Here is a 16,437-nt window from a genome sequence, read left to right on the forward strand (position 1 = left end):
TTTCGGATTCCGTATTGATTATGCTGGTCGGGCACGTCGTGCCGGAGGAGAGGGCGGGCCGCGCGATGCAGTGCCCGCCGTCGCGCGCCTCGGGCGAGGCGCGCGGAGCGATCGTCAGATCTTGCCGATCAGGTCGAGCGACGGGGTCAGCGTTTCCGCACCCGGCGTCCACTTGGCCGGGCACACTTCACCCGGGTGCGCCGCGATGTATTGCGCGGCTTGCACCTTGCGCAGCAGTTCGCCTGCGTCGCGGCCGATGCCGTTGTCGTGGATTTCGCACAGCTTGATCTCGCCTTCCGGGTTGATCACGAACGTGCCACGCAGCGCCATCCCTTCTTCCTCGATCAGCACGTCGAAGTTGCGCGACAGCGTGAGCGTCGGGTCGCCGACCAGCGGGTACTTGATCTTGGCGATCGTGTCCGACGTGTCGTGCCATGCCTTGTGCGTGAAGTGCGTGTCGGTCGACACGCCGTAGATTTCGACACCCAGCTTCTGGAATTCCGCGTAACGGTCGGCGAGGTCGCCCAGCTCGGTCGGGCAGACGAACGTGAAGTCGGCCGGGTAGAACACGACGACGGACCACTTGCCCTTGAAGTTCTCTTCCGAGACGGGCACGAATTCGCCGTTGTGGTAAGCGGTTGCCTTGAACGGCTTGATTTGGGTGTTGATGATCGGCATCTGGGTAATTCCTTTTCGTCAGTGGTGAGTGGAGTGTTGCCAGTATCCGGGTTCACCCTGTGTTTGTGAAATTGCTTGTTTCAATCCGGGGCATCGGGATTTTCTATCTGCTTCCGGCCCTTGATTGGGTGGGGAGGGGAGGGCGTTGATGCGGGCGCCCGCTCGGCATGAGGCGGGGTCGGGGGACGTGCTGGGAAGGCGTATGCGCTGGGCGTACGCCGGCTTAGATCTGATACGGCACGCGAACGCCGGGTTCGGAGGCGGGAAAGTCCTTCGTGTTGCGCGATACGAGCAGCAGACCGTTCACTTGCGCCGATGCCCACACGATCGCGTCGGGCAGGCGTATCCGGCGGTCCTTGCGAATCGTCACCGCGCGATTTGCAACCGTGCTGTCGAGTGCGATGACGTCGAACGACGAGAGCCATGCACGGATGGGTGCCTCGTCCCTTGCGGACGCCCCGACGAGGACTTCCATCCACGTGATCATGCTGATTGCGCGATAGTCGTAGCGGCCTAACTCCGCACGGGCGGATTCCACGCCGCCCAGATAATCGATCAGGATGTTGGTGTCGAAAAGGGCTTTTACCATTCCGAGCGCAATTCCTCTTGATAGGCGAGCCCATCGATCGTGCGATCTTTCCAGAGACCGAAGACGTCGTCGGCAAGCCGGGGCTTGTTCAGGGCAATGTAGGCGTCGATCGCGTCACGAATGATGGCGGCGCGGGGACGGTGTTGAGTCTCGACGATGACGGCCAACGCGTCTAGTTGGCCATCCGTCAGATCGACCAGAATCCGACCCATGGTAACCTCCGATATATGATATGCATATCATATATGCAGACTTAAAAGTATGCAAGGCCCCGGCAGGACGACGCTGCAAGGAGCCCCCGCTCAAATCCCCGCCATCTTCCTCAACCATTCCGCCAGCCGCCGCGCCCCGTCCGGCATGTCCGCGTCCTCGCGCGTGCACAGGTAGTAGTCGCGCCCGTCGTCGAGCGCGTGATCGAACAGTTGCACGAGTTCGCCGTTCGCCAGTTCGCGCTGGACCAGCGGCGCGCGCAGCAGCGCGGCGCCGAGGTCGGCGCGCGCCGCGCTCAGCGTGAGCTGGCCGTCCTCGAACATCGGCCCCACCGCATGCGACACGTGCCGCACGCCGGCGCCCTGCAGCCAGTTGACCCACGTGCTGCGATCCTCGTCGTGCACGAGCGGCGCGCGCGCGAGATCGGCCGGCGTGCGGAACGGCCCGTGACGCTTCAGGAACGACGGGCTGCACATCGGCACCATCGCGCCCGGCAGCAGCCGCTCGCAGCGGTAGCCGGGCCAGTCGCCGGTGCCGAAGCGGATCGACAGGTCCGATGCATCGCTTCGGTAGTTGCGGTGATGCGCGTACAGCACCGTGACGTCGACATCGGTGTTGTCGGCCAGGAACGCATGCAGCCGGGGAATGAACCAGCCGATGCCGAGCAGCGGAATCAGGCTGACGGTGATCTGGCGCAGCGACGAACGGTCGCGCACGAAGCGCGTCGCGCTGCGCAGCACCGAGAAGGCCGCGCTGATCGACCGGTAGTAGTCGCGCCCCTCGTCGGTGAGCGCGAGCAGCCGGCCTTCGCGCACCGTCAGCGGCGTCTGGATGAACGCTTCGAGCAGTTGCAGCTGATGGCTGACCGCCGACGGCGTGATGTCGAGTTCGCCCGCCGCCGCGGTGACGGAGCCCAGACGCGCGAACGCTTCGAACGCACGCACCGCGCGCAGCGGCGGATCGTGCGGCAATTGTTCGATATTTTTCATGTATCGAATTTTATCGAAAAATCAGGGTAAGCGACAACACAAAAATATGCTGTATTTACATGGGTATACAGTAATGTGTCGGGAATGGTATAAGCATCCAACAATTGGGTATTTGGGGTTTGGTGGTTGAATATTTAATATTTTTCATGTTTATGATTCGATTCACCGATCCCTCACACATGAAAATCGCTTTCCTCTCCGCCAGTCTCGCCTTCTCCGCGGCCGCCCTCGTCGCCGCCGTTCCCGCGTTCGCGCAGTCCGCTCCGCAGACGGTCCTGATCGGCCTCGCCGCGCCGCTCACCGGCCCGTCCGCGCGGATCGGCAAGGATCTGCAGAACGGCGCGCAACTCGCGATCGACGACGCGAACGCCAAGCATCCAACCATCGGCGGCAAGCCGGTCGTCTACAAGCTCGTCGCGGCCGACGACCAGTCCGATCCGCGCACGGCCGTCGCGGTCGCGCAGCAACTCGTCGACCAGCACGTGATCGGCGTCGTCGGTCACTGGAACACGGGCTGCAGCGTGCCGGCGTCGCGCGTGTACCGCGATGCGGGCATTCCGCAGATCGCGCCGGCCTCCACCGGCCATCAATACACGCAGCAGGGCTACGCGACGGCGTTGCGCATCATGGGTCACGACGATGCGGGCGGCCGCTTCACCGGTGCGTACGCGGTGAAGACGCTGAAGGCCACGCGCATCGCGGTGATCGACGATCGCACGTCGTTCGGCGCGGGGCTGGCCGACCAGTTCATCCAGGGCGTGCAGGCGAACGGCGGCACGATCGTCGATCGCCAGTACGTGAACGACAAGACCACCGATTTCAGCGGCGTGCTGACCGCGATCAAGGGCAAGCGCGCGGATCTCGTGTTCTTCGGCGGCCTCGACGCGCAGGCCGCGCCGATCGCGCGCCGGATGCGCCAGCTCGGCGTGAACGCGCCGCTGCTCGGCGCGGGCGGCTTCGTGAGCCAGACCTTCCTGTCGCTCGCCGGCAAGGACGGCGACGGCGTGACGGCGCTCGAGCCGGGCCTGCCGCTCGACCGGATGCCGGGCGGCAAGACGTTCGATGCGCAATACCAGGCGCGCTATCACGCGCCGATCGAACTGCATGCGCCGTTCGCGTACGACGCGGCCGCCACGCTGATCGCGGCCGCGCAGAAGGCCGGCACGACCCAGCCGGCGAAGCTCGTCGCGGCCGTTCGCGCGATCGACCGGCCCGGCGTGACGGGGCGCATCGCATTCGACGCCGAAGGCAACCTGAAGGACCCGGCCTTCACGATCTACCAGGTGCGCGGCGGCAAGTGGGCCGTCGTCGACGTGCTCGGCGGCTCGCGTACCGCCGTCAAGTAACGATAAAACGACCAGGACGATCCCCATGACCGAAGCGAACCCGACATCCGCCGCCGCACCCGAGGACACACGCCTCGGGATTCTCGCGCGGCGCCGCATCGAAGCGGAAATCATCAAGCCGATCTACGAGATCATGAAGCGCGAGTTCGGCGCCGAGCGCGCGCAGGCCGTGATCGCCGAAGCCGTGCGCGGCGCGGCCGTCGATGCGGGCCGTACGTTCGCCGCGCAGGAGCCGGACGGCCCGAGCGTGAAGTCGTTCATCGCGCTGCAGGTGCTGTGGGAGAAGGACGATGCGCTCGACGTCGAGGTGCGGCGCGCGGACGACGCGCACTACGACTACGACGTGCATCGCTGCAGCTACGCCGAGATGTATCACGCGATGGGGCTTGGCGAGATCGGGCACCTGCTGAGCTGCGCGCGCGACAGCTATTTCATCCAGGGCTATGCGCCGGACATCGCGCTCACGCGCACGAGCACGATCATGCAGGGCGGCAAGCGCTGCGATTTCCGCTATGCGCTGCAACGCGCGCCGGAGCACGGCGATGCATGACGCTACCGTGACCATGCCGCGCGTCGACGGCGACCGTCTGTGGGCGTCGCTCGAACGGATGGCGCAGAACGGTGCGACGCCGAAGGGCGGCGTCTGCCGTCTCGCGCTGACCGATCTCGACCGTGAGTCGCGCGACCTGTTCGTGCAGTGGGCGCGCGACGCCGGCTGCACGGTGCGCGTCGATCGGATGGGCAACGTGTTCGCGCGCCGCGCGGGCCGCAATCCGGGCGCCGCACCCGTGATGACGGGCTCGCACGCCGATTCGCAGCCGACCGGCGGCCGCTACGACGGCATCTACGGCGTGCTCGGCGGGCTCGAAGTCGTGCGCGCGCTGAACGATGCGGGCATCGAGACCGAACGCCCGATCGACGTCGTGATCTGGACCAACGAGGAAGGCTCGCGCTTCGCGCCGGCGATGGTATCGGCCGGCGTGTTCTCGGGCGTCTACACGCTCGAATACGGGCTGTCGCGCACCGACGGCGCGGGCCGGACGATCGGCGAGGAGCTCGAACGGATCGGCTACGCGGGTGCGGAGCCGGTCGGCGGCTATCCGGTGCACGCCGCGTACGAACTGCATATCGAGCAGGGCGCGATTCTCGAACGGGCCGGCAAGACGATCGGCGTCGTGACGGCCGGGCAGGGGCAGCGCTGGTACGAGGTGACGCTGACCGGGGTCGATGCGCACGCCGGTACGACGCCAATGGAGTTTCGTCGCGACGCGCTGGTGGGCGCCGCGCGGATGATCTCGTTCGTCGACGAGCTCGGCCGCCGTTACGCACCGGATGCGCGCGCAACGGTCGGGATGATCGAGGCGCGGCCGAATTCGCGCAATACGGTGCCGGGCGGCTGTTTTTTCACGGTGGAATTCCGGCATCCCGACGATGCGGTCCTCGACGAACTGGACGCGGCGCTGCGCGCGGAGCTCGCGCGCGTGGCCGACGAAACCGGCCTCGGCGCGCGGATCGAGCAGATTTTCACGTATGCGCCGGTGCCGTTCGCGCCACGCTGTATCGACACGGTGCGCGACGCGGCCCGCGCGCTCGGGTTGTCGCACATGGACATCGTGTCCGGTGCGGGACACGACGCGTGCTATGTCGCGCGTGTCGCGCCGACCGGGATGATCTTCGTGCCGTGTGTGGACGGGCTGAGCCACAACGAGGCGGAAGCGATTACGCCGGAATGGGCGACGGCGGGCGCCGACGTGCTGTTGCGCGCGGTGTTGCAGAGTGCGCAGGAAGCGTAAGCGCGACGCGTGCGGCCGGGCTGCGGAGCGCTCGCGTTACTTCCCCGCCTTGCGCCGCGCCATATACGCGAGATACGCGACGATCTGGTCGAGTTCGCGGTCGCTCAACTGTTCGGGCGGAAACGCCGGCATGCTGCGGCCCGGCCAGTCGCGTACCGACGCCGGGTTGCGGATGTAGCGGCGCAGCGCGGCGGGCTGGAAATAGTCGACCGGATTCATCGGCGTGTTCAGGTCGGGGCCGGCGCGGCTGCTGCCCGCGCCGTCGATGCGATGACACGCGAGACATTGCGTGACGAACAGCCGCTGGCCCGCGCGGGCCGGATCGTTCGCGGGCAACGCGGCATCGACCGCGAGCGACGGCCAGCGCGCGAGCGGCGACGATTCGATCGTGATGCGCACGATCTGGTACGGCCACTGCTCGCCGCGCACCGACGGCGCGTCCGGCCCGAGCCAGACGAGATAGAACGGCCCCGCGCCGACCTGCTTGCCGGGCAGCTTCGGCCACGGATGGGCCGGATCCTCGATCGCGAGCCACGGGACCGCGCCGGCCGGCGCGCGGCGGCGCACGAGATCGAGCGGCAATTGCGCGGCGAAACCGTCGGCCGCGCGCGTTTCGAGCACGCCGTCGGCCGGCAGCGGCGTGTCGCCGAGCAGCGCGGCGAACGGCACCGCGCGGAACGTCATCGGCCGGCCGTATGCGATGTCGCGCGGCACGTGGATGTCGGTCGCGTCCGGACGCGCGAGCAGCGCCTGGCGGGTGAGGGCGCGGGCCGTGCCGTCGGTGTCGAGTTCGAGCGTGGACTGAGCCGACGCGCGTTGCCCGAGCAGGCAGACGGTCAGCAGCACGAGCGAAAACCACTGGCGCTTCAGCATTCGTTCTCCGGGAAGGGGCGTTCCGGCGGCGGCAGGCGGGCCGCCGCGGTCGATGGAAGGAATCGGGCGACAGTCTATCCGGTACGGGCGGCGCTGGCGAATTCGGCGCGCAAGGGCATGGCCGTCATGACCGGGCCGGCCCGCGGCAGGGCTCGACCAACGGGGCGCCGAGTGGGCGAGGTGTCGTCATAGCGGTTCGGACCGCGGAGGACAAACGCTCACGGTGGCGATATGCGGTCTACCCGCGTTCACGACATTGCGTGACCGGCCATCGTCGTCAATGACTCGAACAAGCCGCTTCGCTCTTCGGCATGGGTGTGCGTTGCGCCGGTTCGAAATCGGCTTCACGCAGTCCCGACGGCGTCAGCGACACGAAATGCATCGCCGTGCCGCGCGCCGGGAAACCGGCGATGCCGGTCGAGCCCCACGGAATCGGCGAACGCTGCACGCCGCTCACCGCGATATCCGCCGGCGCAAGCGCGAGCGTCAGCAGCCGCCCGTCGCGGGTCGGCACATACGCGTGCGTGCCGGCGACACCGAGGTCCGATTCGCGCACCGACGCCGGCAGGCAATCGAGCGTCGCCGTGCGGCGGCCGTCCGGCGCGATCAGCATCGCGACGCCGCGATCGTCCGCCGTCGTCGTGACGACGATGAAACGGTCGATCTCCGGCACATAGGCGGCCGAATACACGTAGTACTGGATCGCGTCGTTCAGCGATCCGAGTTTTTCCAGCTTCGCGGTGACGGGGTCGAACATCGCGTATTCGAGCGTCGCGTCCGTGCTACCTTCGATGAACTTCTGCCACACGAGCAGCGCGTTGCGCGGCGAGCCCGCGATCACGGGCCACCACTCGCGGCGGCGCGGCGCGACCGCGACATGGTTCAGCACGCGCCCGGCCGCATCGTAGGTTTTCAGGTAGACACCGTTGCCGCTGCCGAGGTTGTCGACACCACCGCCGTTGACCCAGTCGGCCGAATAGAACACGACGAAGCGGTCGCCGGCCGTCGCGACATGCCCGGAATGGCCGCCCGATTCGACGTCGTTCGGGTAGGGCTTGACCGGTTTCAGGTCGCGGCGGTAGACGCCGTAGCGTTGGCTGACTTCCTGCGGCGCGTTCCAGCCGTCCTCGAACGTGACGAAGATGTCGCCGCGCGCGTTCTGCGCGATCGACACGGGTTCCTGCGCCTCGGGGCGGCTGATGAACGTGCGCACGTGCAGCACGCGCGTCCCGCCGGGCAGCCATTCGCCGACGTACACGTCATGCGGCCAGTTGCCGCCGCGGAGCGCACCGCGCGGCACGATGCCCGAGCTGCTGAAGAACACCCAGCGTTTGCCGTCGCCGGCGTCGGCCACGCCGATTCCGTGCATGAAGCGCCGCGGGTCGCCGCTGTCCTGCGGCGACGGGACGTTCGACACCGTGACCGTATGCACGACCGGCGCGCCGGCGAAGGCCGGCGGCGACGCCGTGCCGATGCCGCCCGCGCCGCAAAGGGCAATTGCGGCCAGCCGCACGACGGCCTGTACCGGGCGCGTTCGCCGCATCATTCGACGGTTACCGATTTCGCGAGGTTGCGCGGCTTGTCGACGTCGGCGCCGCGCGCGCAGCCGACGTGATACGCGAGCAGTTGCAACGGAATCACGTTGACGATCGGCGACAGCAGGTCGCCCGATTCGCGCACGCGGATCAGGTGCGTGTCGCGGTCGGCGTCGATCTCGAGCTGACTGCCGGCCAGCACGTAAAGCCGGCCGCCGCGTGCACGCACCTCGGCCATGTTGGACTTCAGCTTCTGGAACAGGCGGTCGTCCGGCGCGATCGTGACGACCGGCATCGCGCTCGTGACGAGCGCGAGCGGCCCGTGCTTCAGCTCGCCGGCCGCATAGCCTTCCGCGTGGATGTACGACACTTCCTTCAGCTTCAGGGCGCCTTCCAGTGCGATCGGGAAATGGATGCCGCGGCCGAGGAACAGCGCGTTCTCGGTGCGCGCGAACTTCGTGGCCCAGCCCATGATCTGCGTTTCCAGCGCGAGCGCGTGGCCGATGCGCCCGGGCAGCGCGCGCAACTGCTTCAGGTGCGTCGCGACTTGCGCGGCATCGAGCCGGCCGCGTAGTTGCGCGAGCGTCAGCGTCAGCAAGAACAGCGCGACGAGCTGCGTGGTGAACGCCTTGGTCGACGCGACGCCGAGTTCGGCGCCGGCCCGCGTCAGGAACAGCAGTGGCGCGTTGCGCGCGATCGTGCTGGTCGCGACGTTGCAGATCGCCATCGACAAATCCTGGCCCATCGTGCGCGCCTGCTCGATCGCGCCGATGGTGTCGGCCGTTTCGCCCGACTGCGAGATGCCGACGACAAGCGTGCGCGGATCGGCCACCGTGTCGCGGTAGCGGTATTCGCTGGCGATCTCGACCTGGGCCGGCACGCCCGCGATGCTTTCGAGCCAGTACTTCGCCGTGAGGCCCGCGTAGTAGCTGGTGCCGCAGCCGAGCAGCAGCACGCTTCTGACTCGCGACAGCAGCCCGCGCGTGCCTTCCGTCGCGTCGAACAGCGCCGGCGAGATCGTGTCGATGCCGTCGAGCGTGCTGTCGATCGCCTTCGGTTGCTCGAAGATTTCCTTCTGCATGAAGTGCTGGTACGGGCCGAGCGCGGCATCGTCCGCGCGCGCCTTCACTTCGCACAACGGGCGCCGTGCTTCCTGCCCGCCCGCATCGACCACGGCGATGCGATCCGGCGTGATCAGCGCGACGTCGCCGTCCTCCAGGTACACGAAGCGGTCGGTCAGGTCGCCGAGCGCCGCGCAGTCGGACGCGAGGTAGTTCTGCTCGGCGCCGATGCCGATCACGAGCGGCGAGCCGGCGCGCGCGGCGACGAGGCGCTGCGGCTCGCGCGCGCCGAGCACCGCGATCGCGTACGCGCCGTGCAGCCGTTTGACCGCGCGCACCACCGCGTCGAACAGGTCGTCGCGATAGAGGCTGTGGATCAGGTGCGCGATGACCTCGGTGTCGGTCTGCCCGCGAAACGTATAGCCGAGTTGCTTCAGTTCGGCGCGCAGCGTGTCGTGGTTCTCGATGATCCCGTTGTGCACGACGGCGATCGTGTCGCCCGACATGATCGGATGCGCGTTCATTTCAGACGGCGCGCCATGTGTCGCCCAGCGCGTATGCGCGATGCAGGTCTGCGCTTCGAGGCCGAGCGTCAGCACACGGTCCTGCAGGTCCGTCACGCGTCGCAGCGTGCGTTCGCTGCGCAGGCGGCCGTCGCCCTGAACGGCGATGCCGCACGAATCGTAGCCGCGATATTCGAGCCGGCTCAGTGCATTGACCAGTTGCGGCACCTGATTGTTCAGGCCGCTTGCTCCGACGATTCCGCACATGATTCACCTCGTCTCCAGGAAGTTTTCTGGCTGGCGCGCGATGCGCGGCAGCACGATGTCAGGAGCGGTGCCGCGTCGCACGGCAGGCGTCGCGCGCGGCGCGGCACGTCTCCGGCGCTCTATTCGCGGGGCTGCGGCCCGGCATGGGCAACCCATTCGATGCCCGAAATCGACCCGTTCGCATCGTGCGACGCGACGAGAATGCGCGTCGTGCGGCGCGCGCCGCGCCGGCGCTCGCTCGCGAACGCGGTCGGCGGCACGGAGCGCACCTTCACGCTGGCCGAGCGTCGCACCATCTTCGACACGCGCAGGCGATAGGCGAATGGATGCACGACGCGTCCCGCGATCAGCCACATGACGATCGTGCCGGCGATCAGCGCGATGCTCGTCACGTAGAACACGATCTGCTCGATCGGCATCTCGGCCTCGTTGAACGGCAGCAGGTAGCGGTACGTATAGATGCAGATCGATGCCCATACACCGCCGACCAGCGCGGGCCGCACGAGGCGGAACCATGCGACGAGCACGGGCCCGACGATGCCGCCGCGTTCGGCGATCATGTCGCGCGGGGCGCGCAGGGAAAGGTCAATAATCGGCGCGTTCTTCATGTTGAATGCCTCGGTCGGGACTGACCCAGACGGCGCGCTTGCCGCGGCCCCGCAGCACGACGGCGGGCAGGGCGACGACGGTGGTGATCATGCTGATCAGCCAGAACGCGACGGGGTACCAGATGGTGTCAAGGAAGTACATCAGGAGTTTTTCGTCGTAACGACGATCGATCATGCTGCCGATGATCAGCTGCAGGATGCAGGTCGCGACCAGCAGCATCCCGTGCCAGTGCGGCACCACGGACACATGCCAGTTCGGCGGAAGCGGGTAGACGACGTCGATCAGCGCGAGCAGCAGGATGAACGACATCGAGTACGCCCACGCGATGCCGATCAGGTACTCGACGAACAGCGGCCACATCATCATCTGCGTGGGCCGCATCAGCGTGCCCGCGTACTTGAGCAGCACCTGGATGCCGCCCTTGGACCAGCGCAGCCGCTGCCGGTAGAGCCCCTTGATCGTCTCGGGCATCAGGATCCAGCTGAGCGCGTGCGGCTCGTACACGACGCGCCAGTCGCGGCACTGCAGCTTCCAGCTGATGTCGATGTCCTCGGTGAGCATGTCCGAGCTCCAGTAGCCGACGTCGGCGAGCGCGGTCTTGCGGAACATCGTGATCACGCCCGATACCGTGAAGATGCGGCCGTACACCTGCTGCGTGCGCTTGATCAGCCCGACGATCGACGAGAATTCGCCGACCTGCATGCGGCCGAGCAGCGACGTGCGCGTGCGGATGCGCGGGTTGCCGGTCACCGCGCCCACGCCCGGGTCGGTCAGGAAATGTTCGAGCATCCAGCCGATCGCGTCGTGCGCGAGCAGCGCGTCGCCGTCGATACAGAGCAGGTATTCCGCGTTGGATACCGCGGCCGCGGTCGTGAGCCCGACCGCCTTGCCTTCGTTGCGCGCGTGATGGATCACGAGCAGCCGCGGGATCTCGACGGCCAGCTCGTTGAGGATCTCGCCGGTGCGATCCTTGCTGCCGTCGTTGACCGCGATGATGTCGTAGTTCGGATACAGCATCCCGTTCAGATGGGCGATCACGCTGCGCGCGTTCGCGGCTTCGTTGAAGCAGGGCACGACGATCGACACCTTCGGGATGCCGCTCGACGCGATCGTGCGTGTCGACAGCTCGCGGCCTTCCTCGAGCAGGAAGTAGTGCACGACGCCGCCGATCATCCACAGATACGACATGAAGAACGGATAGTAGAAGACGAAATCCTGCAGGCGCTGGATCAGGCTATGGGAGGTCATGGCGTCTTGGTTCCCCGCGATTGCTGCATCTGCATCAGCGCGTTGATGGAGGTTGGGTCGAGGCGCGACTTCAGCGACATCACGTCGCGCATCGCGTCGAGCTCCGGCTGGCCGGTCAGGAAATTGTCGGGGTAGTAGCCGAAATTCACGGCGCCCTCGCTGCGCAGCCGTCGCATCTGCGCGAGCAGCGTGCTGGCCGGCACCGCCTTCTGCCCGTGCCAGTCGTACGACTGCAGTTCGAACACGGTGCGCTGCAGCCCGCGCTGCTTCGCGCGCACCGCCTTCACGAGCTGGTCGAGCCAGCCTTCCGGGTCCTTCGCCTGTTCCATGTACGGCATCGCCATCAGCGCGACGTAGTCGTAGGCGGCGATGAAATCGTCGTAGTTCTGCGCATACCACGCTTCCGATTCGGGCTTGAGCACCGGCATCGCGAAGATGTTGCGCGCGGTCAGCACGTCGCCGGCGTTCTGGTGGGCCAGCACGATCTGTTCGAGCTGCCGGGTCATGTCGATCAGGTAGCGCGTCTTCTGGCGCGTCCAGCGCTTCATCAGGTCGGGGTTCTCGCGGATCTTGCCGACGTCGGCCGGCAGCCCCCATTGCGAATAGGTGCGCAGCGCATGCCGGCCCGCATCCTCGTAGTCGTCGAGCACGGCGTCGTCGCCGAACAGGATGCCGCTGAACGACGCGTGCTTGCTGAGATCCTCGTAGACCTGCTGGATCATCAGCCGCGCATCGGGATCGAACGGGCTCAGCCGGAACACGCGCGCGCCGTTCTCGCGGGCCGGCGCGCTGCCGTAGGCGCTGACGGCTTCGAGCGCGCGGAGCTTGTCGGCCGGCGGCCGGAACGCGAGCACCGGCATCCACGCGTATACCTGCACGTTGGACCGCGTGTTGAGCTGCCACGCGGCACGCGAGAACAGGTCGGAACGCATCGGCAGATGCCGGTTCGGGAAATACACCGCTTCGGCCACGCCCGTGCCCTTCGGGTCCGCATACGCCTGCAGGTACACCGATTTCGGCTGCATCCGGTAGATGCGCTCGATCAGCTTGCCGAGATTCGCTTCCTGCCGCGCGGGATCGGGGTCGTAGACCTGGTCGAGATCGACCTGCACGGTACGCTCGGGCATGTCGACGTCGCCGCGGTTCGACGCCGGCTCGCGCATCGAGCGCTCGAACCCGCCGATATCGACGTCGTACATCATCAGGATTCGTCTGAGCCGGTCGAGCGGCACGTCCGGCGTATTCGGGCCGGCATCGAGGCTGAACTGGATGTCCATGCCGAGCGATGTCGAGATCTGGCGCACGGGCTGGTTTTCCGCGCCGTACGGCCACACCATCGAGCGCGCGACGATGCCGGTGCGTTGGCGGATCTGCCGCACGCAAGTCTGCAGGTCGTCGTGCACGCGGGCGTGGAATTCGGCGTCGGTTTCATAGCGCTTCTGGTCTTGCAGGTACAGGTGCGACGTGGTCGCCGGCAATTCGTTGCCTTGCGGATTCGCGATCGCGCCATGATGCAGATTGTGGGTGTGGCAGCCGAGCTCGACGAATTCCGACTGCCCGAGCTTCTTCACCTCGTCCCACGACAGGAAGTAGTCGCGCGGCACCTGAACCTTGTCGCTGATGCGGATCGGCGTATCCGGCGGCGTGTCGATCCACGCGGTGACGAGGCCCATCACGGCCGGATACTTGAAGCGCTCCAGCAGCGGCAGCACCTTCGTGTAGTGGCTGCGAAAGCCATCGTCGAACGTGAGCAGCACCGAGCGCGGCGGCAGCGGCTTGCCGCCGCGCCGCGACGCCTCGATCTGCTTGACCGTGATGGTGTGGTAGTTGTTGGTCTGCAGCCACGAGAAGATCGCGGTCAGCGTACCGGTATCGACCGCGAACGGATCGATGATCGCGGTCGGCGACGAAAACGACGCCATCAGGTTGTCGCGCACGTCGTGCAGGCAGATCACGCGAAACGTCTTGCCGTCGGCCGGGTCGGACGGCGGCAGCAGGTCGATCATCTTGGCGCCGCTCACGCCCGGGAACAGCGAACAGGCGGCAAACGTGCCGAGGCATCCGCACATGAAGGTCCGTCTGGATTGCATTCAGGGCTCCTTTCTAAAACGGCAGGTTGAGCGACAGGAAGCCGGTTTCGGAGCGCTCGCGCTGGCCGTCGTACGCGTGGCTGCTGACCTCGACGCCGTAGCTCAGCGTGATGTCGCGCTTGAACGTCCACGCGTGCTCGATGCGCGCACTCCACAACGGGCTGGTGCCGAAGCCGCGCTCGTTGTACGCGCCGCCCGACACCGACACGCGCTGTCGCAGCCCGAGGTCGCCCTTCTTCCACAGCGTCAGTTGATGCATGACGGTCGCCGCGGCCGCGTAGTCGCGACCGGGGCTGAAGTAGGGCGCGTCCCGCCGCGTGTTGCTGTCCGTGCCCAGGTTCAGCGAGACGTTGACGAGCTGGTTCGCGGACGTATACACGCGCTGCGTGGCGGTCGCCGCGATCTCCTGGTGCAGGTTCGAATCGCTGTAGCGGCTCACGCCGTAGCTGAGCTTGACTTCGCGCCGGTCGTTCTGGCGATACACGACCTCGACGTTCGCGGAGCGGCCCCAGATGTGCGCGGCATACGCTTTCCACGGCAGCGAGTTGTCGTTGGTGTCGAGCCCGGCGCTGACCGTCCAGTAGTCGTTCAACGCGTACGCGATCGTCCCGCGGCCGCCGGTTCGGCCGTCCCCGCCCATCGAGCGCGTGACTTCGCCGAGCACGGTGAGCGGCCCGTGCCGGTAGTCGCCGCCGATGCCGGTGCGCGTGCGGCTGAGGTTGCCGTCGTCGGTCTGCGCGAAACCGTAGAACGTGTGCGAAAACACGCGCCAGTTGTCGCCGAACGGTTGCGAATACACATAGCTGTCCGACGTGAAGCTGTTGTTGGCCAGCGCGCTGTTGCCGTGCTCGAAGCTCAGGTCGGTCGTGAACACCGGGCTGCGGTATGCGTTGTAGTCGCGCTTGAAGCTGCGCACCGCCCCGCTGTCCGGGAACGTGTTGCCGAGGGTCTGGTCGACGGTTTTCGCGGTCGCGTAATCGTCCGCCGTGAGCGATGCGCGGCCGAGGCCCGCGAGCATCTCGACGCTGTCCGGGTGATCGGTCAGCGACGCGCGATACATCGAGATCGCCTGGCGCGGATGAGACTGGCCCGACACCGCGTCGGCGTGCGCGGCACGCACCTCTGCGTTGAACGGCACCTCTTTCTCGAGCTGTTCGAGCGCGGCGATCCCTTCGTTCACGTGACCCGTGAAGATCAGGTATTGCGCGCGCAGCCGGTAGTAGCGCAGATAGTCGCTTTCTCCCGGGCCGACGTTGGTCACCTGCCTGGCCGGCGGCAGCGACTTCTCCATGTCGTCGAGCACCTGCTTCGCTTCCGGCGCGCGTGCCTGGTCGACGTACGACCAGAACAGCCCTTCCTGCAGCTCGATCGGTCGCGTGCGCGAGCCGTACTGGAAGCCGCGGGTCGCGCGATCGGTCGGCGACGCGGTGGCCTGTTTCAGCGCGCGCGCGTACACGGCGTTCGCCTTGGCCGGCTCGCTCAGGTACAGGTATGCGTCGCCGACGGCCGCCAACGCGTCGATCGAGATTTCCGCGCTGGACGGAATCGTCTCGAACGTCGCGACGGCCGTTTTCATCTCGCCGCGTGCGGCAAGGGCGACGACCCGGTCGCCCGCGAGTGCGGTGCGGACCGGGGTGTACTCGGGTGTCGCGGGTATCCGCTTGTCGAGGTCGTCCGCCGCGCGCAGCGCGTCGTCGATTCCGTCGAAGCGGTCCGAACTCGTCATCGAGCGCGACTTGTCGCGTCCGCCGCGCACCTGCTGGCGAATCGACAGCTCTTCCAGTTGCGCGATGTCGACGGCGGAGAACGCATCGGGCCGGGCCTTCGCTTCGTCGAGCGCCTTGACCGCGCCGCCGCTCGCCGCGAGGCCGAACACGTCGTTGCGTACCGTCTCGACGTCGGCGGTGCGGAGATTCGGCGCCCGCGCATTCGGCGCTTCGACGTCGGGCCCCTGCGATCGCTGGGTCGGCTCGCCGGGGAGCTGGGCGCCGGGCGTCTGTGAATTCGGCGGCTGGGACGACGGCAGTTGCGCGCCGGGCGTCTCGGTCGCAGGCGTGGGCGAGTTCGGCATCGGTGTGCCGGATGCCTGCGCGGTGAGCGTCGGCATGGTCGGCGCAACCGGCGGTGCGGTGGTCAGGGGGTGGGCGGGCTGCGGCGGTGCATCCGACGTTCGCGCGCGCGGCGCCGACGTATCCGGCGGCGGGGTGTCGAATGCCTGCGCAAGCAGCATCGATGCGTTCGGCGATGCTGCGACCGGCGCCGGTGCGCTCGGCTGCGCAGCATCGGGGTCCACCACGACCGTGGTCGGCATCGCCGGGTTCGGCGCCTGCGCGATCTGCAGCGACGCGTCCGAGGCCCGCGCGATCGGCGTGGGCGCAAGCGGGGGCTGCGTGCCCGAACCCTGCGCGGCCTGCGTCGACGCGCCCGTTGGCCGCAGGTCGGGTGGCAGCGCATCCGGCGCACCGCGGGATCCGGCGATTTCGCTCGTGCCGCGCGGTTCCGCGTCGCCTTCGGCGGAAAGACACGGGCCGGACGCGACGAGCAGGCACAGCAGCGGCGCATGCAGGAGGATCCGCCGGGTCGGCGGAGCGACGGTGGTGCATTGTTGGTGACGATTGTTGGCCACGGTGTCTCCTCACTTTGAAA

At 67.3% G+C, this 16,437-nt stretch carries 14 protein-coding genes; 3 read left to right on the plus strand and 11 right to left on the minus strand.

Annotated elements, in window-relative coordinates; all coding sequences use genetic code 11:
* Positions 1-114 precede the first annotated feature (114 nt).
* From ahpC to CFB52_RS20865, 4 genes are all read right to left on the minus strand, one after another.
* Complete coding sequence (gene ahpC / locus CFB52_RS20850; RefSeq protein WP_011547973.1) at positions 115-678, minus strand: alkyl hydroperoxide reductase subunit C; 564 nt, start codon at positions 676-678, stop codon at positions 115-117.
* A gap of 223 nt (positions 679-901) precedes the next feature.
* Complete coding sequence (locus CFB52_RS20855; RefSeq protein ID WP_059582424.1) at positions 902-1,267, minus strand: type II toxin-antitoxin system VapC family toxin; 366 nt, start codon at positions 1,265-1,267, stop codon at positions 902-904.
* Positions 1,261-1,479, minus strand: a complete 219-nt coding sequence (locus CFB52_RS20860; protein ID WP_059582422.1) for a hypothetical protein — start codon at positions 1,477-1,479, stop codon at positions 1,261-1,263. Before CFB52_RS20860 ends, CFB52_RS20855 begins: the two co-directional genes overlap by 7 nt.
* 90 nt (positions 1,480-1,569) lie before the next feature.
* Positions 1,570-2,466, minus strand: coding sequence for a LysR substrate-binding domain-containing protein (locus tag CFB52_RS20865; RefSeq protein WP_059582420.1), 897 nt, complete (start codon positions 2,464-2,466; stop codon positions 1,570-1,572).
* 179 nt (positions 2,467-2,645) lie between these two features.
* On the opposite strand from CFB52_RS20865, the gene CFB52_RS20870 reads away from it, so the two are divergent.
* From CFB52_RS20870 to CFB52_RS20880, 3 genes are read left to right on the plus strand one after another with little or no spacing between them, the layout of a single operon-like run.
* On the plus strand, positions 2,646-3,812 hold the full coding sequence (locus CFB52_RS20870) for a branched-chain amino acid ABC transporter substrate-binding protein (RefSeq protein ID WP_059582418.1): 1,167 nt from the start codon (positions 2,646-2,648) through the stop codon (positions 3,810-3,812).
* Between the two features lie 25 nt (positions 3,813-3,837).
* On the plus strand, positions 3,838-4,362 hold the full coding sequence (locus tag CFB52_RS20875; RefSeq protein WP_059582415.1) for an L-2-amino-thiazoline-4-carboxylic acid hydrolase: 525 nt from the start codon (positions 3,838-3,840) through the stop codon (positions 4,360-4,362).
* Positions 4,355-5,605: a Zn-dependent hydrolase gene (locus tag CFB52_RS20880; RefSeq protein WP_059583070.1), complete on the plus strand. Its 1,251-nt coding sequence runs from the start codon at positions 4,355-4,357 to the stop codon at positions 5,603-5,605. The genes CFB52_RS20875 and CFB52_RS20880 overlap by 8 nt, the downstream gene beginning before the upstream one ends.
* A gap of 36 nt (positions 5,606-5,641) precedes the next feature.
* Here CFB52_RS20880 and CFB52_RS20885 read toward each other — a convergent pair whose 3' ends face one another.
* The 7 genes from CFB52_RS20885 to pgaA all read right to left on the minus strand — a co-directional run bounded on the left by CFB52_RS20885 (position 5,642) and on the right by pgaA (position 16,417).
* A complete protein-coding gene (locus CFB52_RS20885) occupies positions 5,642-6,478 on the minus strand; it encodes a cytochrome c (RefSeq protein ID WP_059582412.1) in 837 nt (278 codons plus the stop codon).
* 277 nt (positions 6,479-6,755) lie between these two features.
* A complete protein-coding gene (locus tag CFB52_RS20890) occupies positions 6,756-8,024 on the minus strand; it encodes a hypothetical protein (protein WP_099317320.1) in 1,269 nt (422 codons plus the stop codon).
* Entirely contained in the window at positions 8,021-9,844 is a 1,824-nt protein-coding gene (gene glmS / locus CFB52_RS20895; RefSeq protein ID WP_099317321.1) for a glutamine--fructose-6-phosphate transaminase (isomerizing), read from the minus strand. Before glmS ends, CFB52_RS20890 begins: the two co-directional genes overlap by 4 nt.
* 119 nt (positions 9,845-9,963) lie before the next feature.
* A complete protein-coding gene (locus CFB52_RS20900; RefSeq protein WP_059582405.1) occupies positions 9,964-10,452 on the minus strand; it encodes a hypothetical protein in 489 nt (162 codons plus the stop codon).
* Positions 10,430-11,701: a poly-beta-1,6-N-acetyl-D-glucosamine synthase gene (gene pgaC, locus CFB52_RS20905; RefSeq protein ID WP_099317322.1), complete on the minus strand. Its 1,272-nt coding sequence runs from the start codon at positions 11,699-11,701 to the stop codon at positions 10,430-10,432. Before pgaC ends, CFB52_RS20900 begins: the two co-directional genes overlap by 23 nt.
* A complete protein-coding gene (gene pgaB, locus CFB52_RS20910) occupies positions 11,698-13,791 on the minus strand; it encodes a poly-beta-1,6-N-acetyl-D-glucosamine N-deacetylase PgaB (protein WP_099317323.1) in 2,094 nt (697 codons plus the stop codon). Before pgaB ends, pgaC begins: the two co-directional genes overlap by 4 nt.
* A 13-nt stretch (positions 13,792-13,804) precedes the next feature.
* Complete coding sequence (pgaA, locus tag CFB52_RS20915) at positions 13,805-16,417, minus strand: poly-beta-1,6 N-acetyl-D-glucosamine export porin PgaA (protein WP_099317324.1); 2,613 nt, start codon at positions 16,415-16,417, stop codon at positions 13,805-13,807.
* Between the last annotated feature and the right edge of the window lie 20 nt (positions 16,418-16,437).

This window comes from Burkholderia sp. AU18528, from assembly GCF_002223215.2.
In the GTDB taxonomy this organism is placed as follows: Bacteria; Pseudomonadota; Gammaproteobacteria; order Burkholderiales; family Burkholderiaceae; genus Burkholderia; species Burkholderia semiarida.

Coding starts and splice junctions, on each gene's coding strand:
- ahpC (WP_011547973.1), bottom strand. CDS start 678: ATGCCGATCATCAACACCCAAATCAAGCCGTTCAAGGCAACCGCTTAC.
- CFB52_RS20855 (WP_059582424.1), bottom strand. CDS start 1,267: ATGGTAAAAGCCCTTTTCGACACCAACATCCTGATCGATTATCTGGGC.
- CFB52_RS20860 (WP_059582422.1), bottom strand. CDS start 1,479: ATGGGTCGGATTCTGGTCGATCTGACGGATGGCCAACTAGACGCGTTG.
- CFB52_RS20865 (WP_059582420.1), bottom strand. CDS start 2,466: ATGAAAAATATCGAACAATTGCCGCACGATCCGCCGCTGCGCGCGGTG.
- CFB52_RS20870 (WP_059582418.1), top strand. CDS start 2,646: ATGAAAATCGCTTTCCTCTCCGCCAGTCTCGCCTTCTCCGCGGCCGCC.
- CFB52_RS20875 (WP_059582415.1), top strand. CDS start 3,838: ATGACCGAAGCGAACCCGACATCCGCCGCCGCACCCGAGGACACACGC.
- CFB52_RS20880 (WP_059583070.1), top strand. CDS start 4,355: ATGCATGACGCTACCGTGACCATGCCGCGCGTCGACGGCGACCGTCTG.
- CFB52_RS20885 (WP_059582412.1), bottom strand. CDS start 6,478: ATGCTGAAGCGCCAGTGGTTTTCGCTCGTGCTGCTGACCGTCTGCCTG.
- CFB52_RS20890 (WP_099317320.1), bottom strand. CDS start 8,024: ATGATGCGGCGAACGCGCCCGGTACAGGCCGTCGTGCGGCTGGCCGCA.
- glmS (WP_099317321.1), bottom strand. CDS start 9,844: ATGTGCGGAATCGTCGGAGCAAGCGGCCTGAACAATCAGGTGCCGCAA.
- CFB52_RS20900 (WP_059582405.1), bottom strand. CDS start 10,452: ATGAAGAACGCGCCGATTATTGACCTTTCCCTGCGCGCCCCGCGCGAC.
- pgaC (WP_099317322.1), bottom strand. CDS start 11,701: ATGACCTCCCATAGCCTGATCCAGCGCCTGCAGGATTTCGTCTTCTAC.
- pgaB (WP_099317323.1), bottom strand. CDS start 13,791: ATGCAATCCAGACGGACCTTCATGTGCGGATGCCTCGGCACGTTTGCC.